General features: G+C 57.7%; 21 protein-coding genes and 1 pseudogene. 10 read left to right on the forward strand and 12 right to left on the reverse strand.

Features of this window, described 5'->3' with window-relative positions; all coding sequences use genetic code 11:
* The first annotated feature begins 3 nt into the window (after positions 1–3).
* Together ACR3EP_RS00375 and ACR3EP_RS00380 are read left to right on the forward strand one after the other, a co-directional pair.
* Positions 4–1,641 (forward strand): peptidoglycan -binding protein, encoded by a 1,638-nt coding sequence (locus ACR3EP_RS00375; protein ID WP_480635777.1) that lies wholly within the window; start codon positions 4–6, stop codon positions 1,639–1,641.
* Between the two features lie 230 nt (positions 1,642–1,871).
* Complete coding sequence (locus tag ACR3EP_RS00380) at positions 1,872–2,402, forward strand: phosphotransferase (protein ID WP_480635779.1); 531 nt, start codon at positions 1,872–1,874, stop codon at positions 2,400–2,402.
* Positions 2,403–2,454: 52 nt separating this feature from the next.
* On the opposite strand, the gene clpA is transcribed toward ACR3EP_RS00380, so the two are convergent.
* Both clpA and gloB read right to left on the reverse strand, forming a co-directional pair.
* Complete coding sequence (gene clpA, locus ACR3EP_RS00385) at positions 2,455–4,779, reverse strand: ATP-dependent Clp protease ATP-binding subunit ClpA (RefSeq protein WP_170347815.1); 2,325 nt, start codon at positions 4,777–4,779, stop codon at positions 2,455–2,457.
* A gap of 166 nt (positions 4,780–4,945) precedes the next feature.
* Complete coding sequence (gloB, locus tag ACR3EP_RS00390; RefSeq protein WP_480635781.1) at positions 4,946–5,713, reverse strand: hydroxyacylglutathione hydrolase; 768 nt, start codon at positions 5,711–5,713, stop codon at positions 4,946–4,948.
* Between the two features lie 61 nt (positions 5,714–5,774).
* On the opposite strand from gloB, the gene ACR3EP_RS00395 reads away from it, so the two are divergent.
* The 7 genes from ACR3EP_RS00395 (at position 5,775) to ACR3EP_RS00425 (ending at position 12,145) form a co-directional block, all read left to right on the forward strand.
* The gene (locus ACR3EP_RS00395) at positions 5,775–6,509 is read left to right on the forward strand and encodes a methyltransferase domain-containing protein (protein WP_480635782.1); all 735 of its coding nucleotides are present in this window, start codon (positions 5,775–5,777) and stop codon (positions 6,507–6,509) included.
* A 311-nt stretch (positions 6,510–6,820) separates the two neighbouring features.
* Positions 6,821–7,381: a F0F1 ATP synthase subunit delta gene (locus tag ACR3EP_RS00400; RefSeq protein ID WP_480635784.1), complete on the forward strand. Its 561-nt coding sequence runs from the start codon at positions 6,821–6,823 to the stop codon at positions 7,379–7,381.
* Positions 7,382–8,920: a F0F1 ATP synthase subunit alpha gene (gene atpA, locus ACR3EP_RS00405; protein WP_170347819.1), complete on the forward strand. Its 1,539-nt coding sequence runs from the start codon at positions 7,382–7,384 to the stop codon at positions 8,918–8,920.
* A gap of 15 nt (positions 8,921–8,935) precedes the next feature.
* The gene (locus ACR3EP_RS00410; RefSeq protein WP_058280013.1) at positions 8,936–9,811 is read left to right on the forward strand and encodes a F0F1 ATP synthase subunit gamma; all 876 of its coding nucleotides are present in this window, start codon (positions 8,936–8,938) and stop codon (positions 9,809–9,811) included.
* A gap of 19 nt (positions 9,812–9,830) precedes the next feature.
* On the forward strand, positions 9,831–11,255 hold the full coding sequence (atpD, locus tag ACR3EP_RS00415; RefSeq protein ID WP_170347820.1) for a F0F1 ATP synthase subunit beta: 1,425 nt from the start codon (positions 9,831–9,833) through the stop codon (positions 11,253–11,255).
* A gap of 12 nt (positions 11,256–11,267) precedes the next feature.
* The gene (locus ACR3EP_RS00420) at positions 11,268–11,678 is read left to right on the forward strand and encodes a F0F1 ATP synthase subunit epsilon (protein WP_170374225.1); all 411 of its coding nucleotides are present in this window, start codon (positions 11,268–11,270) and stop codon (positions 11,676–11,678) included.
* A 116-nt stretch (positions 11,679–11,794) separates the two neighbouring features.
* Complete coding sequence (locus ACR3EP_RS00425; protein WP_480635787.1) at positions 11,795–12,145, forward strand: H-type lectin domain-containing protein; 351 nt, start codon at positions 11,795–11,797, stop codon at positions 12,143–12,145.
* Positions 12,146–13,189: 1,044 nt separating this feature from the next.
* On the opposite strand, the pseudogene rpiB reads toward ACR3EP_RS00425, so the two are convergent.
* Positions 13,190–13,637: pseudogene (rpiB, locus tag ACR3EP_RS00430) on the reverse strand (ribose 5-phosphate isomerase B).
* Positions 13,638–13,739: 102 nt separating this feature from the next.
* The gene (locus ACR3EP_RS00435; RefSeq protein WP_170347825.1) at positions 13,740–14,759 is read right to left on the reverse strand and encodes a ribose-phosphate pyrophosphokinase; all 1,020 of its coding nucleotides are present in this window, start codon (positions 14,757–14,759) and stop codon (positions 13,740–13,742) included.
* Between the two features lie 108 nt (positions 14,760–14,867).
* Here ACR3EP_RS00435 and ACR3EP_RS00440 point away from each other — a divergent pair, with 108 nt between their 5' ends.
* A complete protein-coding gene (locus ACR3EP_RS00440) occupies positions 14,868–15,470 on the forward strand; it encodes a DsbA family protein (RefSeq protein WP_480635789.1) in 603 nt (200 codons plus the stop codon).
* Between the two features lie 12 nt (positions 15,471–15,482).
* Here the strand turns inward: ACR3EP_RS00440 and ACR3EP_RS00445 are convergent, their stop codons facing one another.
* The 8 genes from ACR3EP_RS00445 to ACR3EP_RS00480 form a co-directional block, all read right to left on the reverse strand.
* Positions 15,483–16,517, reverse strand: coding sequence for a threonine aldolase family protein (locus ACR3EP_RS00445; protein WP_480635791.1), 1,035 nt, complete (start codon positions 16,515–16,517; stop codon positions 15,483–15,485).
* Positions 16,517–16,990 carry a YcgN family cysteine cluster protein gene (locus tag ACR3EP_RS00450; RefSeq protein ID WP_480635793.1) on the reverse strand — a complete coding sequence of 158 codons (474 nt, stop codon included), beginning with the start codon at positions 16,988–16,990 and terminating at the stop codon, positions 16,517–16,519. Before ACR3EP_RS00450 ends, ACR3EP_RS00445 begins: the two co-directional genes overlap by 1 nt.
* Complete coding sequence (locus ACR3EP_RS00455) at positions 16,987–17,919, reverse strand: bifunctional riboflavin kinase/FAD synthetase (RefSeq protein ID WP_480635794.1); 933 nt, start codon at positions 17,917–17,919, stop codon at positions 16,987–16,989. The genes ACR3EP_RS00450 and ACR3EP_RS00455 overlap by 4 nt, the downstream gene beginning before the upstream one ends.
* A 51-nt stretch (positions 17,920–17,970) precedes the next feature.
* Positions 17,971–18,732 carry a Stf0 family sulfotransferase gene (locus tag ACR3EP_RS00460; protein ID WP_480635796.1) on the reverse strand — a complete coding sequence of 254 codons (762 nt, stop codon included), beginning with the start codon at positions 18,730–18,732 and terminating at the stop codon, positions 17,971–17,973.
* 59 nt (positions 18,733–18,791) lie between these two features.
* The gene (locus ACR3EP_RS00465; RefSeq protein WP_058275996.1) at positions 18,792–19,235 is read right to left on the reverse strand and encodes a MaoC family dehydratase; all 444 of its coding nucleotides are present in this window, start codon (positions 19,233–19,235) and stop codon (positions 18,792–18,794) included.
* Positions 19,236–19,335: 100 nt separating this feature from the next.
* Entirely contained in the window at positions 19,336–20,211 is an 876-nt protein-coding gene (locus ACR3EP_RS00470) for a TIGR01459 family HAD-type hydrolase (protein ID WP_170347831.1), read from the reverse strand.
* A gap of 106 nt (positions 20,212–20,317) precedes the next feature.
* The gene (locus ACR3EP_RS00475; protein WP_480635797.1) at positions 20,318–21,394 is read right to left on the reverse strand and encodes a DUF389 domain-containing protein; all 1,077 of its coding nucleotides are present in this window, start codon (positions 21,392–21,394) and stop codon (positions 20,318–20,320) included.
* Positions 21,395–21,521: 127 nt separating this feature from the next.
* The gene (locus ACR3EP_RS00480) at positions 21,522–22,442 is read right to left on the reverse strand and encodes a manganese-dependent inorganic pyrophosphatase (protein ID WP_480635799.1); all 921 of its coding nucleotides are present in this window, start codon (positions 22,440–22,442) and stop codon (positions 21,522–21,524) included.
* Positions 22,443–22,444 lie beyond the last annotated feature (2 nt).

Here is a 22,444-nt window from a genome sequence, read left to right on the forward strand (position 1 = left end):
TCCATGGCCCTGTCCCGACGCACAGGTCAACGGTTCCAGGGGTCGGTCTGGCCCGGTTTTGTGGATGCGATCACCGGACTTTTGATGGTGCTGACATTTGTGCTGACGATCTTCATGGTCGTGCAGTTTGTGCTGCGTGAGACTATTTCCGGGCAAGAGGACGAACTGACAGCCTTGTCGGATGAGGTTGCGGCGCTGGCCGGAGCGTTGGGGCTGGAAGAACGGGAAAACAGCCGGTTGCAAGCGCGGTTAGGTGTGTTGAACTCGACTCTGTCGCAGGTAGAGAACGAACTGGTGCAAGCGCAGATCCAACTGACCGATTTTGAGGCTCAGGTCGCGGCCCTACTGGTAGAGCAGGAGCGTGCACAGGGTCAAATCGCCGAGTTGGTTGATGAGCAGGGCGCGTTGAATCTGGCCTTGGCGCAAAGCCGCGCTGAGATCGATGAACAGACCGAAGCCGCGCGTCTGGCTGCAGCGCAACGCGAGGCGCTGGAAGCCTTGGTTGCTGATCTAGAACAAAGCGATGCGGCGCAGTCCACGCGGATTTCTGAGCTAGAAGAACAACTGAGCACCGAAGAGGCTGCCAAGCTGGCTGAGGCCGCCGCCGCCGAAAATCTGCGCAACCGATTGCTGAACGCGGATGCTGAACTGACGGCCATGACCTTGGCGCTGGAAGCGCAGCGGAAAGAGGCTGAAGAGACCTTGACACTGTTGGCCGCTGCACAGGCTGCAAAAGCCGAATTGGAACGGGAGTTTGGGGCCTTGAACGCAGAAGATCTGCAAGCTCGGCTTGAGGCAGCCTTGGCAGCCCGGACCGAGGCTCAGGCTGAAGCGCAGGAACAACGCACATTGGCCGACGAACGCGCGGCCTTGCTGGCCGTTGCGCGTGATACGCTGTCGAATGAGCAGGCGATTTCGGAAAAAGCGCAGCGCGAAACGGCATTGCTCAATCAGCAAATGGCGGCACTGCGCGAACAATTGGGTGGGTTGCAGGCGTTGCTGGACGATTATCAGGAGCGCAATGCGGCCGCCGATATCCGTATCCAGACGCTGGGTCAGGACCTGAATGCAGCGTTGGCGCGGGCCGCGTCGGAAGAACGTCGCCGCCGACTGCTGGAAGAGGCCGAGCGCGTTCGCCTAGAGGCCGAGGCCGAAGAACTGGCAGCACAGGCCGAGGACCTGCAGCGTTACCGTTCTGAATTCTTCGGTCGTTTGCGCGATGTCCTAGGCGATGAAGAAGGCGTGCGGATCGAAGGAGACAGGTTCGTTTTCTCATCCGAGGTGCTGTTCGACACAGGATCAGCTACGCTGTCGCCGGTCGGGCGGCAAGAGGTCGCCAAGGTGGCCAATATCCTGCGCAGTGTAGCGGCAGAAATTCCCGAGGGTCTGAACTGGGTCATCCGTGTCGATGGCCACACGGACAACGTACCTCTGGCCGGGACGGGCCGGTATCGCGACAATTGGGAACTCAGCCAGGGCCGGGCGCTTTCGGTGGTGCGATACATGGTCGAAGCGCTGGGTATCCCGCCGAACCGGCTGGCCGCCAACGGGTTTGGTGAGTTCCAGCCTGTCAATCCCGCCGATACCCCCGAAGCCCGCGCCCAGAACCGCAGGATCGAGTTGAAATTGACTGAGCGTTAAATCGCTACAATGGGCTTTTTCAGGCAGACGAAAGTGGTTTCGATCCGCCGCAATTTTAGCTCGCGCTGGGTGAAAGGCGAGTGTGATGCCCCTATATCTGCCCCATAGGTTGAGCAGGTACGGATTTGAACAAATTGGCAGTTGAATTGCAAAGCGCGGTTGATGAAGCCCTGCAAGCACCTTATCGGCGTGTGGTCCGGTTTGAGACCTTAAAAGGAACCCCGTTTTGGATGAAGCGCATTGAGCAGTCTGCGCCTCTGCTTTGGCTGGTAAAGGGAACTCCGAATATGGCGTTCGACCGGGACCGGTGTTCACATCATTTCCTGTGGCACAGCGGTGTGCCAGTCCCGGCAATTGTGACCGAAGGTACCGGCTACTTTGTGCTTGAAGATGCTGGCGCCAGTCTGACTGACATCTGCAAGTCTGACTCTTTGACCGCCGAGGATAAAGAAAAGGCATGTCATGCGGCGGGGCAAGCGTTGGCACGCTTGCATTCAATCGACCTAGCCCACGGGCGCCCGGCTTTTCGGGATATGTGCTGGGACGGGCAGCAAATTCGTTTCATTGATCTCGAATACTTTGTGCAAACCAGGGCCGGGCGCATTCGCAAAGCCAGGGACGTTGGAATCGCGTTGGTGTCCGCTTTGTCTCAGAGTTTCGACGGGCTGCGTTATGCTCAAGTCTTTCTGTCGGCCTATCGGGCTTCACGGCGCCGTCGATCAGAGTATTTTCACAGCCCGCATCCACAGCGCACCAAATAAACATAAAAAAACCCGCCGTTGAAGGCGGGTTTCTTTCTGTATCACGATGCAATCAATCTGCGGTCAGCAGCGGTGGCTTGTCCCCCGGAATGCGCGGCTGATCGGGGCCGAAGATTTCCAGGTTCAACTCGCCCTTCTTGACCGAGACACGAACCACACCACCCTTGGCCAGCTTGCCGAACAGCAACTCCTCGGCCAGAGGCTTCTTGATGTGTTCCTGGATCACGCGGCCCAGAGGACGCGCGCCCATCTTGTCGTCATAGCCCTTGTCGGCCAGCCATTCGGCGGCTTTGGGCGTCAGGTCGATGGTCACATTGCGATCCAGCAATTGCGCCTCAAGCTGCAGGACGAATTTCTCGACCACTTGCAGGATGACCTCTTTCGGCAGAGGTGCGAACGAGATCACGGCGTCGAGACGGTTGCGGAATTCCGGCGTGAACATGCGTTCGATCGCAGCGGTATCCTCGCCCTCGCGGCGGTCACGGGCAAAGCCAATGGCGGCCTTGGCCTGTTCCTGCGCACCCGCGTTCGACGTCATGATCAGAACCACGTTGCGGAAATTCACCGTGCGGCCGTTGTGATCGGTCAGCTCCCCGTGGTCCATCACCTGCAGCAGGATGTTGAACACGTCCGGGTGGGCCTTTTCGATCTCATCCAGCAGCAGCACGCAATGCGGATGCTGATCCACGCCGTCGGTCAGCAGACCACCCTGATCGAACCCGACATAACCCGGAGGGGCACCGATCAGACGGGAGACCGCGTGTTTCTCCATATATTCCGACATGTCAAAGCGCAGCAGTTCCACGCCCAGCGTATCTGCCAACTGTTTGGCCACTTCGGTCTTACCCACACCGGTTGGACCAGCGAAGAGATAGTTGCCGATGGGTTTTTCTGGTTCGCGCAGACCAGCACGGGCCAACTTGATTGCGCTGGCAAGCGCCTCGATAGCTTCGTCCTGACCAAACACCACCCGTTTCAACGAAGTTTCCAGATCTTTCAGAACCTCCGCATCGTCCTTGGTGACGTTTTTGGGCGGAATGCGCGCGATCTTGGCAACGACGGCCTCAATCTCTTTCACACCGATGGTCTTGCGGCGTTTGCTTTCTGCGACCAGATGCTGTGCGGCACCGGCCTCATCGATCACGTCGATGGCCTTATCTGGCAGTTTGCGGTCGTTGATATAGCGCGCCGACAGTTCTACGGCGGTTTTGATCGCATCCGCAGTGTACTTGATCTCGTGATGCTTCTCGAAATAGGGTTTCAGACCGCGCAGGATTTTTACGCTGTCTTCGACCGAAGGTTCATTCACGTCGATCTTCTGGAACCGGCGGCTGAGCGCGCGGTCTTTTTCGAAATGTTGACGGAACTCTTTATAAGTGGTCGAGCCCATGGTGCGCAGCTTGCCGCCCTGCAGGGCAGGTTTCAGCAGGTTCGACGCATCCATCGCGCCACCCGAAGTCGCACCGGCACCGATCACGGTGTGAATCTCGTCAATAAACAGCACAGCGTCGGGGTGATCTTCCAATTCCGTCACGACTGCTTTCAGCCGTTCCTCGAAATCACCGCGATAGCGGGTGCCCGCAAGCAGCGCGCCCATATCCAGCGAATAAATGGTGGTGTTCGACAGCACATCAGGGGCTTCGCCGCCCACGATCTTGTGGGCCAGACCCTCGGCAATGGCGGTTTTGCCCACGCCCGGGTCACCCACCAGCAGCGGGTTGTTCTTGCGGCGACGGCATAGCACCTGAATGCAGCGTTCCACCTCATCGGCGCGACCGATCAGGGGGTCGACATCGCCTGCACGCGACTTGGCGTTCAGATCGATGCAATATTTCCCCAGCGCGCTTTCTTTCTGATCACCATCAGTGGTGCTGGATTGAGCCTCTTCCTCGACCTGATCCGCGCCGGAAACCGAGCGGTTTTCGCCATATGCCGGATCTTTGGCCACACCGTGTGCGATGAAATTCACCGCGTCATAGCGCGTCATGTCCTGTTCTTGCAGGAAATAGGCCGCGTTGCTTTCGCGTTCGGCAAATATGGCGACCAGAACGTTGGCTCCGGTCACTTCGGTGCGGCCCGAACTTTGCACGTGGATCGCGGCTCGCTGAATCACGCGCTGGAAAGCGGCGGTTGGTACGGCCTCGGACCCATCAATGTCGGTGACCAGATTGGACAGGTCTTCGTCGATGAATTCGACCAAAGTGCTGCGCAATTCTTCCAGATCGACGCTGCAGGCTTTCATGACGCGGATGGCATCGGGTTCTTCCAGCAGCGCCAGCAGCAGATGTTCCAGCGTTGCAAATTCATGTCGCCGTTCATTCGCAGCCGCAAGGGCCGCGTGGATGGCTTGTTCTAAAGTGCTCGAGAATGAAGGCACGCGGGTGCTCCTCTGTCTTGGGTCGAAAGGGGCAGGATGTGGCCCCGGTTCAACCATGTCCTCATACTAATAGAGTTTGGTTGATCGTGGCCCGGCTTCAAGGGTTTTCTTTCACTTGACAGTCACATTTCCTGTGACCGTGGCCGTGAAGAGGGCTAAATAGGCATTAGAAGCGGTCTTTTCTAGCCCTGATTTCGGCAAATACAGCCGCCGGTTCGGCGTTTTCCATACCCAGATTGGCCTGAATCGACGCGTCAGTGGCACGCAAGAACGGGTTTGTGGCCTTTTCCAGCGCCAGGCTCGAGGGAACCGTAGGTTTTCCGGCGGTGCGGGCAGTGTCGATATCCGCCATGCGTTGCTGCAGTGCAGCATTGCATGAATCGACCGTAATGGCGAATTTGGCGTTGGATTGCGTATATTCGTGGCCCGAATAGACGATTGTTTCGTCGGGCAGTGCGGCCAACTTGGAAAGAGATTGCCACATCTGCGGCGCGGTACCTTCGAACAGGCGACCGCAGCCCAGGGCCATCAGGCTGTCTGCGGTAAAAACGGCAGCGCTTTGCGGCATGTAGAATGCAATATGACCAACCGTGTGGCCTGACACATCCAATACCTGCACCGGTTCGTCACCAATCTGGAACGAGTCGCCCTCGGCCACTTGCAGATCCAGTGGGGGCAGGCGGTGGGCGTCGGCGCTGGCACCAATGACTTTGGCGTGGTGTCTTTCCAGAATACCGGCCAGCCCGTCGACGTGATCCCAATGATGATGGGTCAGCAACACGTGACTTAGCGTCCAGCGGCGGGCGTCCAGTTCTGCCAGAATCGGTCCTGCTTCGGGCGCATCAATCAGGGCGGTCTGGCCACTGGTGGCGTCATGCGCCAGAAAAGCATAATTATCGCTGAGACAGGGGATGGTTACGATCTCAAGAGGCATGGCCTTTTGCCCTTTCGTTGCTAGACTGCGCCCAGCTAAGCCGATTGACCAGGTGTCCGCAATGCATCTTGATGTGCAGGATCTGAGGAATTTCTACTACCGCAGCACATTGGGCCGTGCGGCGCAGGCCGCTATTCGTGGACGGCTGACGCAGTTGTGGCCCGAGGCCAAAGGTCAGACCGTAGTAGGCTTTGGCTTCGCGGTGCCACTTTTGCGGCCATATCTGGTAGAAGCGCGTCGTGTCATCGGCTTGATGCCAGGGCCGCAGGGGGTCATGCCCTGGCCTGCCGGGATGCCCAATGTCTCTGTGCTGACCGAAGAAACGCTCTGGCCCATTGAAACCGGGCACGTGGACAAATTGGTCGTGATGCACGGGTTGGAGACCTCAGGCCAGCCCAGCGAATTGCTGAACGAATGCTGGCGGGTTCTGGGACCAGGCGGGCGCGCGATTTTCATTGTGCCGAACCGGGCCGGGCTGTGGTCGCGATCAGATCGAACGCCCTTTGGATTCGGGCGCCCGTATTCGGCGTCGCAGTTGGAAAGCCAGCTCAAGGCGCATCACTTCATTCCCGAAGGCCACTGCTCGGCCCTGTATATGCCGCCTTCGTTTCGCCGGTTCTGGTTGAAATCTGGCAGTCTGATCGAAAAAACCGGTCAGCGCATGCCAACGGTGATGGCCGGGGGCGTGCTGATGGTAGAGGTCACCAAGCACATCCGCCCCCCCAGCGGCACCGTCACAAAAGATACCGAACGTCGCCCGATCAAGGCGCTAGATGGACTGTTGAAGCCAGCATAATTCTTGTGTCGATTTGGGACGTTTCAAAGCCCGAATTTGCGGGAAATAGGTCACAGGAATCGCAAAAACCTACACTTTCGTAACATTTTTCCTGCCTTCCAGCCGGATAAAAGGGTCGCACCCTTCGTAAGTAATTGAAACAAAACATTTTGTGGATAAAGTGCTTGCCGTGATAATATATTGCTAGCTTGGTTCGGCTCTGCTACATCCCCGGTGATTTTGATCCCCGGCCGTCTGGGCGGGGTTTCCTCACGCCCCCGTGGTAGCGGCCGCTACTCAAAATCGGGGCCTCAAATATCGGAAGGGTGGACGTGTCCGAACCAGCTTCGATTTCCACTGGCATTGCTGAACGCTATGCCACCGCGATCTTTGAGATCGCCAAAGAGAATAATGACCTTGCAGGTCTGGAAACCGGCATCAACGATTTGGCAGCAGCTTTGGGCGAAAGCGCCGACTTGCGCGACCTGATTGCATCGCCGCTGGTATCCCGCGCCGAACAGGAAGCAGCGATTACCGCGATTGCCGACAAGATGGGTCTGCATACCATCCTGCGCAACACGCTGGGTCTGATGGCCGAAAAGCGCCGCCTGTTTGTTATTCCGCAACTGGTGCAGGTACTGCGCGAGATGCTGGCAGACGAACGCGGCGAAGTGACCGCCGATGTCGCCTCGGCCAAGGCGTTGACCAAGACGCAACTGGATAAACTGTCCAAGACGCTGTCCGAGCGTGTGGGCAAGACCGTGACAATCAATGCGACCGTTGATGAAAGCCTCATCGGCGGTCTTGTCGTTAAAGTGGGCTCGAAAATGATCGATAGCTCGATCCGTTCGAAGCTGAACTCCCTACAGAATGCAATGAAAGAGGTCGGATAAATGGGAATCCAAGCTGCAGAGATTTCTGCAATCCTGAAGGACCAGATCAAGAATTTTGGTCAGGAAGCCGAAGTGGCCGAGATTGGCCGCGTGCTAAGCGTCGGTGACGGGATTGCCCGTGTATACGGCCTGGACAACGTACAAGCCGGTGAGATGGTCGAATTCCCCGGCGGCATCATGGGCATGGCGCTGAACCTGGAAAGCGACAACGTCGGTGTCGTTATCTTCGGTTCCGACCGTGACATTAAAGAAGGTGACACCGTCAAGCGCACCAACTCGATCGTGGACGTTCCGATCGGTGACGAGCTGCTGGGCCGTGTTGTTGACGGTCTAGGCAACCCGCTGGACGGCAAAGGCCCGATCAACGCAACCAAGCGTGGCGTTGCAGACGTTAAGGCACCAGGCATCATCCCGCGTAAGTCGGTTCACGAGCCGATGGCAACCGGCCTGAAATCGGTTGACGCGATGATCCCGATTGGCCGTGGCCAGCGTGAGCTGATCATTGGTGACCGTCAGACCGGTAAAACTGCCGTTGCTCTGGACGCGATCCTGAACCAGAAAGTGTACAATGACGCAGCAGGCGACGACGAGTCGAAGAAACTGTACTGCGTTTACGTTGCCATCGGTCAAAAGCGTTCGACCGTTGCGCAGCTGGTGAAGAAGCTGGAAGAATCCGGTGCGATTGAATACTCGATCGTTGTGGCCGCAACCGCGTCCGACCCGGCTCCGATGCAGTTCCTGGCACCCTACGCTGCAACCGCGATGGCCGAATACTTCCGAGACAATGGCCGTCACGCGCTGATCATCTATGATGACTTGTCTAAGCAGGCTGTGTCCTATCGTCAGATGTCGCTGCTGCTGCGCCGCCCGCCCGGACGTGAAGCCTATCCTGGCGACGTTTTCTACCTCCACTCGCGCCTGCTGGAGCGTTCGGCCAAGCTGAACGAGGATTTCGGTGCGGGCTCGCTGACTGCTCTGCCGGTTATCGAAACTCAGGGTGGTGACGTTTCGGCGTTTATTCCGACCAACGTGATTTCGATCACCGACGGCCAGATCTTCCTGGAAACCGAACTGTTCTACCAGGGTATCCGTCCTGCTGTGAACACCGGTCTGTCGGTTTCGCGTGTGGGCTCTTCTGCTCAGACCAACTCGATGAAGTCGGTTGCCGGTCCGGTTAAACTGGAACTGGCTCAGTACCGTGAAATGGCTGCGTTTGCTCAGTTCGGTTCCGACCTAGACGCCGCGACGCAGCAGCTGCTGAACCGTGGTGCGCGTCTGACCGAGCTTATGAAACAGCCGCAGTACTCGCCGCTGACCAATGCTGAAATCGTCTGCGTCATCTTCGCCGGTACCAACGGTTACCTCGACAAGATCGACGTGTCCGATGTTGGCCGTTACGAAGCTGGCCTGCTGGCGCACCTGCGTGGCAAGCACGCGGATCTGCTTCAGTGGATCACGGACGAAGATCCCAAGATCAAGGGTGACGCTTCCGATAAGATCAAGGCTGCGCTGGACGAATACGCCGCAACCTTCGCTTAAGGGAGAGGCGGGCATATGCCAAATCTTAAGGACCTTAAAAACAGGATCGAGTCGGTCAAATCGACCCGCAAGATCACCAAGGCCATGCAGATGGTCGCGGCTGCAAAACTGCGCCGCGCCCAGGAATCTGCCGAAGCCTCGCGTCCCTATGCCGAACGGTTCAATGCCGTGATGGCGGGGCTGGCTGCTTCGGTCGGGGGCAGCGACAGCGCCCCCAAGCTGCTCCGTGGTACGGGCAGTGATGATGTCCATCTGCTGGTCGTCATGACAGCTGAACGCGGCCTGTGCGGCGGCTTCAACTCGAACATCGCCAAGCTGGCCCGTCAAAAAGCGGACGAGCTGCGCGCCAAAGGCAAGACGATCAAAGTTCTGACCGTCGGCAAAAAAGGCCGCGACGCGCTCAAGCGTGATTTTGGCGATCTGTTCGTTGGACATATCGACCTGAGCGAGGTCAAGCGTCTGGGTTACACCAATGCGCAAGACATCGCGAAGGACGTCCTGTCGCGCTTTGACGGAGGTGAGTTCGACGTTGCCACGATCTTCTATTCGAAGTTCGTCAACGTTGTGACCCAAATCCCGACGGCACAGCAGGTCATCCCCGCCTCGTTCGAGGAAACCGAGGGTGACGATAGCGGTGCTGTTTTCGACTACGAGCCCAGCGAAGAGGCCATCTTGGCCGACCTGCTGCCCAAGGGGGTTGCAACCGCGATCTTCTCGGCCCTGCTCGAAAACGGAGCGTCTGAACAGGGTGCACGGATGTCCGCAATGGACAACGCGACACGCAACGCGGGTGAGATGATCGACAAGCTGACGATCCAGTTCAACCGCTCGCGTCAGGCCGTGATCACCAACGAGCTGATTGAAATTATTTCCGGCGCCGAAGCGCTGTAAGAAAACCGGAGACAACAATATGGCGAATGCAAAAGGCAAAGTCACACAGATCATCGGGGCCGTCGTTGACGTGCACTTCGAAGATCAGCTGCCTGAAATTCTGAACGCGCTGGAAACCGAAAACAACGGCAAGCGTCTGGTACTGGAAGTTGCCCAGCACCTGGGTGAAAACACTGTCCGCACCATCGCGATGGACGCGACCGAAGGTCTGGTTCGTGGTGCTGAAGTGACCGACATGGGCGCACCGATCTCGGTTCCGGTTGGTAACGCCACCCTGGGCCGCATCCTGAACGTTGTTGGCGATCCCATCGACGAAAAGGGCCCGGTTGAGGCAACCGAATCCCGCGCCATCCACCAGCCTGCACCGACCTTCGCAGAACAGTCGACCGAGTCGGAAGTTCTGGTTACCGGCATCAAGGTTGTGGACCTGCTGGCCCCTTACGCCAAAGGCGGTAAGATCGGCCTGTTCGGCGGCGCCGGCGTTGGTAAAACCGTTCTGATCATGGAACTGATCAACAACATCGCAAAAGTGCACTCGGGCTTCTCGGTGTTCGCGGGTGTTGGTGAACGGACCCGTGAAGGGAACGACCTGTACCACGAGATGATTGAATCGAATGTTATCAAACCGGACAACCTGTCGGAATCGCAGGTGGCCCTGGTTTACGGTCAGATGAACGAACCTCCCGGAGCGCGTGCGCGTGTTGCTCTGACCGGCCTGACCCTGGCCGAGCAGTTCCGCGACCAGTCCGGTACCGACGTTCTGTTCTTCGTCGACAACATCTTCCGCTTTACGCAGGCGGGTTCCGAGGTTTCGGCTCTGCTGGGTCGTATTCCTTCGGCGGTGGGCTACCAGCCGACACTGGCCACTGACATGGGTGCCCTGCAGGAACGCATCACCTCGACCAAGTCGGGCTCGATCACCTCGGTGCAGGCGATCTACGTGCCTGCGGACGACCTTACCGACCCTGCGCCGGCAACCTCGTTCGCTCACTTGGATGCGACTACCGTTCTTAACCGTGCGATCTCGGAAAAGGGTATCTACCCTGCGGTTGACCCGCTCGACTCGACTTCGCGTCTGCTCGACCCGGCCATCGTTGGCGAAGAGCATTATCAGGTTGCGACCGATGTTCAGCAGATCCTTCAGCGCTACAAGTCGCTACAGGACATCATCGCCATCCTTGGCATGGACGAGCTGTCGGAAGAGGACAAACTGACCGTGGCCCGTGCCCGTAAGATCGAACGCTTCATGTCGCAGCCGTTCGACGTGGCGCAGGTCTTCACCGGCTCGCCGGGCGTTCAGGTTCCTCTGGATGTCACAATCGCGTCGTTCAAGGCCGTTGTGGCTGGCGAATACGATCACCTGCCCGAAGCGGCCTTCCTGATGGTTGGCGGCATCGACGAAGTGATCGCCAAAGCGGAAAAGATGGCCGCAGAAGCCGCCTAAGGAGTATCCCTGATGGCAAACACGATGCAATTCGACCTCGTCAGCCCCGAGCGGAGCCTTGCTTCGCTCAGCGCGACGGCGGTCCAGATTCCCGGCGCGGACGGGGACATGACGGCAATGCCCGACCATGCCCCCACCATCACCACGCTGCGCCCGGGCATCCTGAAGGTCGAAGCACCTGAAGGGTCCAGCGAATACCTAGTCACCGGTGGGTTTGCTCAGATCAATGGCGATGGCCTGTCGGTTCTGGCCGAAAAGGCGATCCCGGTTGCCGAAGTGACACGCTCACACCTGGACGATCTGATCGCCGAGGCACGCGCGTCGCACGAGGCAGCGAAGGAAGGCGATGATCAGACAATCGTCGACGACGCCGCCAAACTGCTGGCCGACATGGAAGCCCTTGGAACGCATATGAGCCTGTAAGGCTCTGGCAATTCTTGTGATTTAGAACGGCCCTGCCTGCGCGGGGCCGTTTTTTGTCGTGATTTTGCTGAGGCTGCAGGATAGGTGTAAGGAATACAAAGACAAAGACATCAACAATGAAGACTTTTCGAACCCACCCTATTGGTATCGACCAAGGCGAGGCAGTGCTGTTTTCCGATTTCGCTGATGGCGGCGATATGTGGACGGGTGAGGGGCCACGCGAGCGACGGTCTGCCATCACATTCAGTCAACCGTTTCGATCTGCACCGGTGGTCCAGATAGGAGTTTCGCTGTGGGATGTGGACACGTCCTCCGCGCTACGTGCCGAGGTGACGACTGCGGACATTACACCTGAGGGCTTTTTTGCCGTATTCCGAACCTGGTCGGATACGCGAATTGCCCGGATACGGGTGACATGGACGGCCATTGGTGAGGTCGCACATGAGGATGACTGGGATATCTCGTGATTGATTCAACGCCTGAGCCAGGAAGTGGTTTGAAAAACATGCTGCGCGCTTTTCGGGATAATCAGTGTAGTCTGGAAAACAACCAGTTCCACTCGTAAGGATTAGCACCGCTCAGAATTATGGCGCAAATCGTTATGATAGCTCCAAGCACGCAAAAGACGGGAACACGACCCAAGGCAAAACCACGCACGAAAAGTCCGATAAATCCTATGAGCAGAGAAAGCATAGGGAGACCAATCATAATCACGCTGGCCCCAAGGGCGTACTCGGGCACTCTCAGTATCCATCGAGTGGGCGATTTTGCCTGTAATAAGGTAAAATGTGGCAATGGCGCCAAAGCTGAAGCCCACTATGGAACATATGGTCCGAGCCCTGTTTGACGTAATACGCTTTCGACGCCCTCCCGTTTCGGAGGCGTCCGAGATCGCCTTGTTCCGCTGTTTGTCACCAGCCAAAATGCCGCGGTACATAAGGATACAGCCAGCCACTAACGCGAACACCCCCGCAACACCCAGCCCGGCTGCGGCGCCGATCCCATAGCTTTGCTTTATAACCTCGTAACTTTCGTTCGCCTGTTTTACTGCTTGTTGCCCGACACTCAAAAACAGTATGCCGACAAGGACCTTCCAGTGATTTGGTCGGAGTGATGGAGCTTTTGTTACTTTTTGCGAAAGGTCAGAGGTTGCTTGAGGGTTATTGGCGTTGATGCGTTGAATGCGGTCTTGAAAGCTTGTGTTGGACATGGGTCGAGGTCTGAAACTCTATCAGTTAGTGCTTGTAGATTTTTTGCCAGGGTAATGTGTTGAAAATTGGTCCGACGTCAGCGCAATTGATGCGCCGAGGCCAAGAAAGGAGCCGCAACATAATTGGGTGTGAGACGTCTGAACTTTTCTACGTTTGACAACATTCGTAGCGCTAAGGCACAGGTCGCTCATAAAGTTGTTTCGCCGACATGCATTGACGTGTTCCAGACACGGTCCAACCAAGCTCTGCAAGCGGGCGTTGCCAGGATTGCGGTGGTCTGAAGTGGCGTGAAATGCTGCTCTAGGCCTCATTTCCCTCAATCATGTCCACACGGGTCGCGTGACGGCCGCCTTCAAACTCGGCGGTCAGAAAGGCATCGACGATATCCAAGGCCTGACCTTCACCGACAACGCGCGCACCGATGGACAGCATGTTGGCGTCGTTGTGCTGACGGATCATCCGGGCCGAGAAAGCATCTGAACAGACGCCGCAGCGGATGCCAGGCACCTTGTTAGCCGCCATCATGATGCCCTGACCGGTGCCGCAGAGAACAATCCCCAACTGACACTCGCCCGAGGCTACGGCCGCGCGGCGGCTTTGCCGTGCTTGGGGTAATGCGTGCTTCGGGAGTTGTAGGGCCGATGTCCACCACTTCCCATCCATTTGCCGCAACATGGTCGGCAACAGCCTGACGTAAATCAATGGCTGCGTGGTCACTGGAGAGAACGATGCGTTTGTTGACTGTCATGGGACTTTCCATAGATAACCACGCTGATTTTCGTGGCAGGTTGGTCGCGGGCGCGGAGGCCTGCAAAGGGAAGGGCGGCCCAAAGGACCGCCCGATCCAAATTTAGTCCATGTGGTACATAGACTCGTAGATCGGGATCAAGGTCTTGTCTTCGAATAGCGACGACACGCTGGTACCGTTCCAGATATTCAGGATCGCCTGCGTGAAGATCGGAGACGTTGGTACGATGCGGATGTTCTTGGCTTTTGCGATCTCTGGGGTTGGCTGGATCGTGTCGGTTAGCACCAACGACTTCATTACCGAATTGGTTACGCGTTCGACTGCCGGGCCGCTCATGACGCCGTGTGTGATGTAAGAGTGAACCTCTTTCGCACCATTATCCATTAGTACCTGAGCCGCTTTGCACAACGTGCCGGCAGTGTCGCACATGTCGTCCACGATCAGGCAAATCTTGTCTTTGACATCGCCGATCACGGTCATTTCTGCCACTTCGCCAGCCTTTTCGCGTCGTTTGTCAACGATCGACAAGGGAGCGCTGATGCGTTTGGCAAGTTCACGTGCACGGGCCACACCGCCCACGTCGGGCGAGACAACCATAAGTTCATCCAGGTTGTTCTTGAACTGGTGTTTTACATCCAGTGCAAAGATTGGCGAGGCATAGAGGTTGTCGACCGGCATATCGAAGAACCCCTGAATCTGCGCTGCGTGCAGGTCCATGGTAAGGATCCGCTCGATCCCTGCACCGGTCAGCATGTTGGCCACCAGTTTGGCGCTGATCGGCGTGCGGGCCTTGGTGCGGCGGTCCTGACGGGCGTAACCGAAGTAGGGGATAACGGCGGTGATCCGTTGGGCCGATGACCGGCGCAGCGCGTCGGCAATGATCAGCAGTTCCATCAGATTGTCATTGGCGGGGTTCGAGGTTGGCTGGACGATGAACATGTCCTCGCCACGCACGTTTTCGAACACTTCGACGAAAATCTCGCCGTCATTGAACCGTTCAACTCTCGCATCGACCAGACCCTGATCGACGCCGCGATACAGGCTCATGCGGCGAGCTATGGATTCGGCAAGCGGAAGATTTGCGTTCCCAGCGATAAGCTTGGGTTCGTTGAGTGTCGGCATCGGCTGAGGTCCCCGGGCAGCAATGGCAAATGTGACAGATTCGTGATGTTGACACCGCTTAGCATGGCCTTACCGTCCAGCAAAGGTAACGCAGCGGAGAAAGTGCACATGGCCCGGATTGACTACTATTTTGCGACAATTTCGCCATTCACCTATTTGGCAGGTGAGCGGCTAGAGGAGGTCGCGGCCAAGCATGGCGCGACGATCAATTACAAACCGCTGGATATCATGGCGCTGTTCGGGCGTACGGGGGGAACGCCGCCAAAAGATCGCCACCCGTCGCGCAATGAATACAGGGCGCAGGAACTGCTGCGGCAATCCAAGAACCTGGGATTAGAATTCAATCTGCAACCGGCGCATTGGCCTACCAATATGGCGCCGTCGTCCTATGCAGTGATTGCAGCGATGAAGGATGGGGCAGGGGATGTAGGTAAGTTGGTCCAGTCCTTGCTGCGGGCCTGTTGGGCCGAGGAAAAAGACATCGCACAGGATGATGTGATCCGCGATTGCCTGACGCAGGCGGGCTTTGACCCAAATCTGGCAGACAGTGGCCTGCTGGTCGGTGCCGAAACCTATGCCGCCAATCTGGAAGAGGCCGTTGAACGCGGCGTCTTTGGCGCGCCGTTCTACATTACTGAGGATGGCCAGCGGTTCTGGGGGCAGGACCGTTTAGATGATCTGGACCGGCACCTGACCGAGGCCAAGGGTTGACCGGCATGCCAGTCAAAGCAGGTCGAGGAAACGGTCGATATCGTCGCTGCTGATCGACCAGTCACAGACCAGACGGCAGGCGAGCGTCTCTTCGTCACTTGCCCCGTCAAGTTCGGCCCCCCAAAGGTGGTAGATCGCCCCGGCCTCATGCAGTTGCTTGTGCCGGGCGCGGGAAAACTGGGCGAACACCATGTTGGCCTGCGGCTCGTGCAGGAAAGTCGCGCCCTTGGCGCGCAGGCCGTCGGCCAGGTGGGCACAATTGGCGTTGGCCTTACGTGCCATAGTCAACCACAGGTCATCCTGCAAATAGGCTGCCATCTGTGCGGACAGATAGCGATGTTTTGAAAACAGATGCGCACCGCGCTTGCGCCGCAGTTCAAACTCCCAGGCTTTGGATTCGTCAAAGAAGACAACTGCCTCGACCCCCATCAAACCGTTCTTGGTGCCGCCAAAGCTGACCGCATCGACGCCCGCTTTCCACGTCATTTCAGCCGGAGAACAGTTCAGCGCGACCAAAGCGTTTGTGAACCGAGCTCCATCCAGATGGACGGGCAGGTCAAACTCCTTTGCTACGCCGCACAATGCCTGCAACTCCTCCAGCGAATAGACCGAGCCGCGCTCGGTCACCTGGGTGATCGAAACCGGTCCGCGTTGCGGACCATGCACACCGCGGGTTTCTTCGGCCAGAATGGAACGGCGCAGCGCTTCGGGATCCATCTTGTCGCCGTCGGGTACCAACGTCAGCTTGGTGCCGCTGTAGAATTCCGGCGCGTTGCATTCATCCTCGTGGATATGGGCGACGGGCGAACAGAACACCGTCTCCCACGGCTGTGCCAGGGTTGCCAATGCCAGCGAGTTTGCCGCCGTTCCGGTGGCTACCAGATACACCGCAGCACCGGGCGCTTCAAAGATGCCGCGAATTCGATCGCGCACCTCATTCATCAGTGTGTCGGCCCCATAGGCCATCTGATAGCCCTGATTTGCTTCGTTCAAAGCGGTCATGACCTGCGGATGAACCGGCCCGGAATTGTCAGAGGCAAAATACATCAGCTGGGCTCCTCGATGATATAGTCTTCCCATTCTTCGATGGGTGTTTCGAACTCGGACACCGTGCGCCCCTGAACCGAGATTCCGGCAGCGTGAACACTGTCCGGCGTACCTGATATCAATGGGTGCCAGTCGTAAAGAGGTTTCCCTTCCCACAACAGCCTGTAAGCGCACGTTTGCGGCAGCCAATAGGCGTGATCGTCGATATTGTCGGGCTTCATCACGATACATTCCGGCACGAACTGGTGGCGGATATCGTATTGGGTGCAGCGGCAGGTCTCATCATCCATCAGACGGCAGGCGACGCAGGTCAGGGCCACCTCGCCTGTGTCTTCGTCTTCAAGCTTGTTCAGACAACACTTGCCGCAGCCGTCGCAAAGCGCCTCCCACTCTTGCTCGTTCATCTTGGTTAGGGGTTTGCGTTCCCAGAACCGGGGGCTCAGGCCAGTGCGATCAATAGGATCGGCGGTCATAGCGTCGCCAGCAGTGTTCGGGCCTTGTCACAATCAGAGTTCATTTGTGCAATCAACCCGTCCAGCCCGTCGAAGGTCAATTCAGGTCGTAGATATTCAACCAGACCAATCGATAGGGTCGCACCATAAAGGTCGCCTGAAAAGTCGAACAGGAAGGTTTCGATATTCGGCACTTCGCCCTCAAACATTGGCCGCGTCCCGACCGAGGCCGCGCCTTGATAGCTGCCTTGATGCGGGCCGTCCAACACATCGACCAGCACCGCGTAGACGCCGAATTTTGGCGGGTGCAGACCTTCGATGGACATGTTGGCGGTCGGGAAGCCCAACTCGCGGCCACGTTGTTCGCCGCCGATCACCGGACCCTCGATCCGATGCCAATGGCCCAGCATGGTTGCCGCATCGCGAGGGCGGCCTTCGGTCAGCGCTGTACGGATCGCGGTGGACGACACGATATTCTCGGACCGCTCCATCAAAGGTGCGATGGTGACGCCAAAGCCCATTTGTTGACCGAACCGAACCAGATCATCCGCCGTACCGCTGCGCCCCTTGCCGAAACAGAAATCGGCACCGACAACCACATGCGACAGGCCCAACCCGTTGCAAATCACGTTCGACGCGAATTCTTCCGGAGTCAGCCCGGCAAGGGCGGAATTGAAGGGCAGTTCATACAATTTCTTGACACCCAGCTTTTCCAGCCGGTGCGCACGGGCATTGCAGCGCATCAGGCGAAAAGGCGGGGCTGCGGGTGCGAAAAACTCGCGTGGGTGCGGCTCAAAGGTCATCACCCCCAAGGGCGCATCCGGCGCGGCATTGCGGGCCAGTTCGATCACAGACTGGTGGCCGATGTGGACGCCGTCAAAATTCCCGATCGCCACGCTGGCGCCGCGGTCCTGAGGCTCGATGAACTGAAAATCACGGATTATGCGCATAGCATCTGCCTAACGGGACTGCGGTTCGGGTTCAAGCATCTGATTGCATTGTCAGTGTGTGGGATGATCGGCCAAAAAACGTCTGGCCCATTCCCGGTTTTTCGAGTCTGCCAGCTTGTCGGTGGCGGGCGCGATCTCGGCACCCCGCGCGGGATCGATCCCCAGCAGGTATAGTACATCGGTCAAAACGCCAATTGGATCGTTTTCAAGTTGTTCGTTATGGATGATATGTGGCGTGAACTGCTGCGCGGCGAAACAGTCACGCCAGGCCGCATCCCCTTCTTCAAGTTCAGCCATGTATCGGGCGATGGAGATCGGATCGCAAACCGGGTCGGCAGGTGGGGTGAGACGCTCCAACTCGGTCCTATCTGCGTTGCGGTGCCACAATCCGGCCTGTTCGGCTTTCACAATCGAAATAGCCTGTTCCAGCTTGTTGCGGCGATTAAGGTAAATGAAGCAGACCTCGCCAAAGGTGGCTTTCAACCGGGCTAGGTCATCCCCGGCGGTCGGGTATAGAGTGCGCAATTGCTGAAGAAAGAAGGCCCGAGTTTTGCCTTTAAGGCGCAATCCGAAGATGTCTGTACCGGCTTTTCCCTGGTGAATGGCCTCGGCAAAGATTGCGCGCAGGGTGCTTTTTGTATCCGGAAACGCGCTGCGATCCAGATCGTAATACGCCATCCATTCTTCCAGGATCGGGGCATGAAAGTACGAATCCGGTTTTCCTGCGCAACCCGTGGCGGCCAGTAGCTGGCACAGCAAAGTGCTGCCACTGCGCGGGGTCGTGCAAATTAAGGAGCTGTCAAAATTGTTCACCGACCCGGGTCTGGACCGGGCCGGTGAACGAAACAAGGCTGGTAAAGCTGTGCTTTGGATCAGTCGAACTTGCGCGACGGGGCCAGAACCATTGCTTCGCCGACCAGAACCTTTTTGCCATCTACGGCGCAGTGGCAATCCAGTTTCACCCGACGCTTGGCAAAGTCGATGTCGATCACTTTGACCTCGGCATAGACCATGTCACCGGGGCGCACGGGGGCCAGGAATTTCAGCGACTGACCCATATACACGGTGCCGTGGCCGGGCAGTTGTTCGCCGATGACGGCCGAGATCAGGCCCGCCGTCAGCATCCCATGTGCGATGCGCCCCTCAAAGATCGTGTCGCGGGCATAGTCATCATCCAGATGCACCGGATTCCGGTCGGTCGAAACCTGCGCAAACATCTCGATATCTTCGTCAGTCACCACTTTGCGCAGGTGACGGGTCATGCCCATTTCGATGTCTTCAATACAGATCGTGCCGCGCGGAAGATTGTCCAACATGTCGCCCTCACTAGAATCCGTTGAGCAACAAAAGGATCAATGTTGCCCGTGTTCGGCAACTTTATTACTTCGCAAGCGCAGAAAATCAAGCCTTTTCTGCTTATCTCAGGCGACCGATTGTATAGGTGGGATTTATATTTTCCCTTGCGATGTAGTCAGTTAGCGATTCGTGGTGCGGATGATGCTCAGTTTTTGTTTCTGCAGCAGCCAATCCACCCGAGATAAACAGAGAATCAATCCCCTCACCCATGCCGCCCAGAATGTCGGTATGGGGGCCGTCACCGATCACCAAAATGTCGCCATCGGGGATGTCGTGGCCCAGTTCTTGCAGCCTACGGCGGGCCAGATCATAGATCGGCGGGTGGGGTTTGCCGAAGTACAGGCTTTCGCCGCCCATCTCCGTATACAGTTTGGCCAGCGCCCCGGCACACCATTCGCGCACCTCGCCCCGGTCGACCACAATATCGGGATTGGCGCACAGCAGCTTCATTCCCTTTTGCTTGGCATAGAGGAAATCCGCGCGGTTGACGGACGGGTCCGCCATCGGATCAAACGGACCGCAACAGACGATCCCTTCGGCCTCATCCAGCGGGACCCGTTCGATGTGGATCGGGTGGTGCAGTATTTTCAGCGGCTCAAAGAACCCCGCATCGCGCTGCCATTCACCCATGAAATAGACCTTTTCTCCGACGGCGCCCCGGAACATCGCCGACCGCGCAGAATCGCCGCTGGTGGCGATGGTGTCATAGGCATCTTCGGGGACGTTGAATTGCACCAATTGTTGGGCAACGCCCGCGCGGGGTTTCGGAGAGTTCGTCACCAGCACGACAATCCCGCCTTTCGCACGATAGGCTTTGAGGGCAGCGACGGCCTCGGGGAAGGCGGTGATGCCGTTGTGAACACAGCCCCAAAGGTCAACGAACAGTGCTTTGTAGCGGTCGGATATGTCGGACAGGGCGTGGACGATCTGAGTCATTGAGGACCTCGGGCGAGTTGAATGCAGGGTTGCGTCAGCTATTGCAAAGCTGACGGGTTTTGACCATCCCGCAATGCCAATTGCCGCCTTTAAATGGTTGTGTCGGTCAGTTTTCTTCGCTGATCTCGTCGACATCCGGCGCCTGCTGGACGGCATCGGTGCCCAGAATGACTTGCGCGCCAATCCTGTTTTGGAACCGCACCACCACCAGATAGCCTGGACCCAGTTGATCCTGTAGGACATCGACCAAAGGTGTCTCGCGCAGGCTTTCCGGCAGCAATCCAGCGACCGAGGAGACTTTGTAAGCCGCTTCAATCGGCAGGTCGACGATTAGCCAGATATCTGCCTGCTTGCGTTTGGCGTTTACGTCAATGCGGATGACCTCGACCGACACCGGGTCTGCCCAATCGCGGATGGCTTGTGCGACCTGAGCTTCGGTTCGGGTTTCGAGATAGCGATTATAGGTGGATTTGCCCAACTGCAAAACGACAAGAGCCAGAAAGGCCAATGTCACAGTCACACTGGCGGTAAAGTTCAGTTTCCGGCGACCTTTGCTGAAGACCATCGAGCGGGCCGCGTACACGATATAAACCGCGCAGGCGGACAGGATGATCGCGCCAAGGTTGGTGGCGAACAACAACCCGGCCTCATACGCCTCGCCCGGTTCGCCGAAATACAGCAGAACGCCCGAGGCGGACAGGGGCGGCACCAGTGACACGCCGATGGCCGCGCCGGGCAGCAAGCTGGCTTCGGAACGGTTGATTTGCACGTATGCACCGGCGACGCCTGCGGCCAGAGCAACAATCAGGTCCTCGGTTCCGGGGTCGGTCCGGGCCAGGACCTGATCGGGGATCAGGATGCCGCGCGGGACATCTGCGACATAGACCAAGAGCCACGCGAGCAATACGCAAAGAATGGCCGCACCGCAGACAATCAGAGCCAGATAGAACGCACGTCCCAGCCAACCCATGACCATAGCCGCTGCCACGCCCAATATGGGGGCCATCAGCGGCGCCACCAGCATTGCGGCAATCACCACCGCGCCTGAATCGCGAAGCATGCCCATCGTAGCGATCACAACCGATAGGGTCAGCAGCATCGCAAAGCGCCGCCAATAGGCTGCTCTGTCCTTGCCTTCAAACCGCAGGATGTCTCGGGTGGTGCTGAACTTGCGTGTACTCATATGTCGGAACTGATCCGCTACTTGCTCTCCTGACCAGAGTAGCAATGGAAGCGGATCGCGCAAATCCTATGCCTCAACAAAAAAAGGCGCCCCACTTGGGCGCCTTTTCTTTGGAAAGATCTAAAGATCAGACCTTGAGGTTCGGAATGATTTGTTTTTTGCGGCTCATGATGCCCGGCAGGACCACGGCGTCGCCGTTGACCGATGCGCCAAAGCTTTTCTCGGCCACGCCTTTGACTAGATCGTTCGGCACCAGCAGAGTGGCCTCTTCGTTCAGAATGTCGACCACGAACAGCAGCACCTGATCGACGCCGTCCTCGCTGGCCACACTGACCATCGAGTCCGCCAGGCTGGCCTTGCGGTCCAGCACGACGCCGGGGGCCGTGGTTTCCAGAACCGAGACGCGGAACTTGGTGCCGTCGACCTCGTATTCCTTGCTGTCCATGCGGATCAGTTCAGCGTCCGAGAAGGACGATACATCCGATTTTGCCGCAAACATGTCGGCGGCATAGGCCGACACGTCCAGACCCAGATCAGCAGCCAGTTTCTCGGCCACTTCGCGATCATGCGCAGTGGTGGTGGGCGAGCGGAACTCCAACGTATCCGACAGGATGCAAGTCAGCGCCGCGCCTTTGATGGCGTCGGGCATCTTGGCTGCGTCGTCTCCCATCAGGTCGACCATGATGGTGGCGGTGCAGGCCAGCGGGCGCACGGTGATGTCGATCGGGCCTTTGGTTTCCAGCCCGCCAACCAGCTTGTGGTGGTCGATGATGGCTTGGATATCGGCACTGTTGATGCTGGCGGGCAGTTCGGCCGGGTTGTTGGTGTCAACGATGACAACCGGCGCGTCGGCTTCGACGTCGTCGATGATACGCGGCTTGGGCAGGTCCCAGCGCTGCAGCATGAACGCGGCTTCGGTGTTGGGCTCGCCCAGCAGAACGGGCTCGGCCTGTTCGCCTTTGACTTCGTTCAGGTACCACGACCACAAGATCGGTGAACCTGTGGAGTCGGTGTCGGGAGATTTATGGCCAAATACAAGGGTTGTCATGT

Source organism: Ruegeria sp. BB10, from assembly GCF_056535725.1.

Excerpts from the sequence above, each read along its gene's own strand:
- ACR3EP_RS00470 (WP_170347831.1), bottom strand. The coding sequence starts at position 20,211 with ATGACTCAGATCGTCCACGCCCTGTCCGACATATCCGACCGCTACAAA.
- atpA (WP_170347819.1), top strand. The coding sequence starts at position 7,382 with ATGGGAATCCAAGCTGCAGAGATTTCTGCAATCCTGAAGGACCAGATC.
- ACR3EP_RS00435 (WP_170347825.1), bottom strand. The coding sequence starts at position 14,759 with ATGCCGACACTCAACGAACCCAAGCTTATCGCTGGGAACGCAAATCTT.
- ACR3EP_RS00375 (WP_480635777.1), top strand. The coding sequence starts at position 4 with ATGGCCCTGTCCCGACGCACAGGTCAACGGTTCCAGGGGTCGGTCTGG.
- ACR3EP_RS00380 (WP_480635779.1), top strand. The coding sequence starts at position 1,872 with ATGAAGCGCATTGAGCAGTCTGCGCCTCTGCTTTGGCTGGTAAAGGGA.
- ACR3EP_RS00450 (WP_480635793.1), bottom strand. The coding sequence starts at position 16,990 with ATGACCGCCGATCCTATTGATCGCACTGGCCTGAGCCCCCGGTTCTGG.
- gloB (WP_480635781.1), bottom strand. The coding sequence starts at position 5,713 with ATGCCTCTTGAGATCGTAACCATCCCCTGTCTCAGCGATAATTATGCT.
- ACR3EP_RS00440 (WP_480635789.1), top strand. The coding sequence starts at position 14,868 with ATGGCCCGGATTGACTACTATTTTGCGACAATTTCGCCATTCACCTAT.
- ACR3EP_RS00455 (WP_480635794.1), bottom strand. The coding sequence starts at position 17,919 with ATGCGCATAATCCGTGATTTTCAGTTCATCGAGCCTCAGGACCGCGGC.
- ACR3EP_RS00425 (WP_480635787.1), top strand. The coding sequence starts at position 11,795 with ATGAAGACTTTTCGAACCCACCCTATTGGTATCGACCAAGGCGAGGCA.
- ACR3EP_RS00420 (WP_170374225.1), top strand. The coding sequence starts at position 11,268 with ATGGCAAACACGATGCAATTCGACCTCGTCAGCCCCGAGCGGAGCCTT.
- ACR3EP_RS00395 (WP_480635782.1), top strand. The coding sequence starts at position 5,775 with ATGCATCTTGATGTGCAGGATCTGAGGAATTTCTACTACCGCAGCACA.
- ACR3EP_RS00410 (WP_058280013.1), top strand. The coding sequence starts at position 8,936 with ATGCCAAATCTTAAGGACCTTAAAAACAGGATCGAGTCGGTCAAATCG.
- ACR3EP_RS00480 (WP_480635799.1), bottom strand. The coding sequence starts at position 22,442 with ATGACAACCCTTGTATTTGGCCATAAATCTCCCGACACCGACTCCACA.
- atpD (WP_170347820.1), top strand. The coding sequence starts at position 9,831 with ATGGCGAATGCAAAAGGCAAAGTCACACAGATCATCGGGGCCGTCGTT.
- ACR3EP_RS00465 (WP_058275996.1), bottom strand. The coding sequence starts at position 19,235 with ATGTTGGACAATCTTCCGCGCGGCACGATCTGTATTGAAGACATCGAA.
- ACR3EP_RS00445 (WP_480635791.1), bottom strand. The coding sequence starts at position 16,517 with ATGTATTTTGCCTCTGACAATTCCGGGCCGGTTCATCCGCAGGTCATG.
- ACR3EP_RS00475 (WP_480635797.1), bottom strand. The coding sequence starts at position 21,394 with ATGAGTACACGCAAGTTCAGCACCACCCGAGACATCCTGCGGTTTGAA.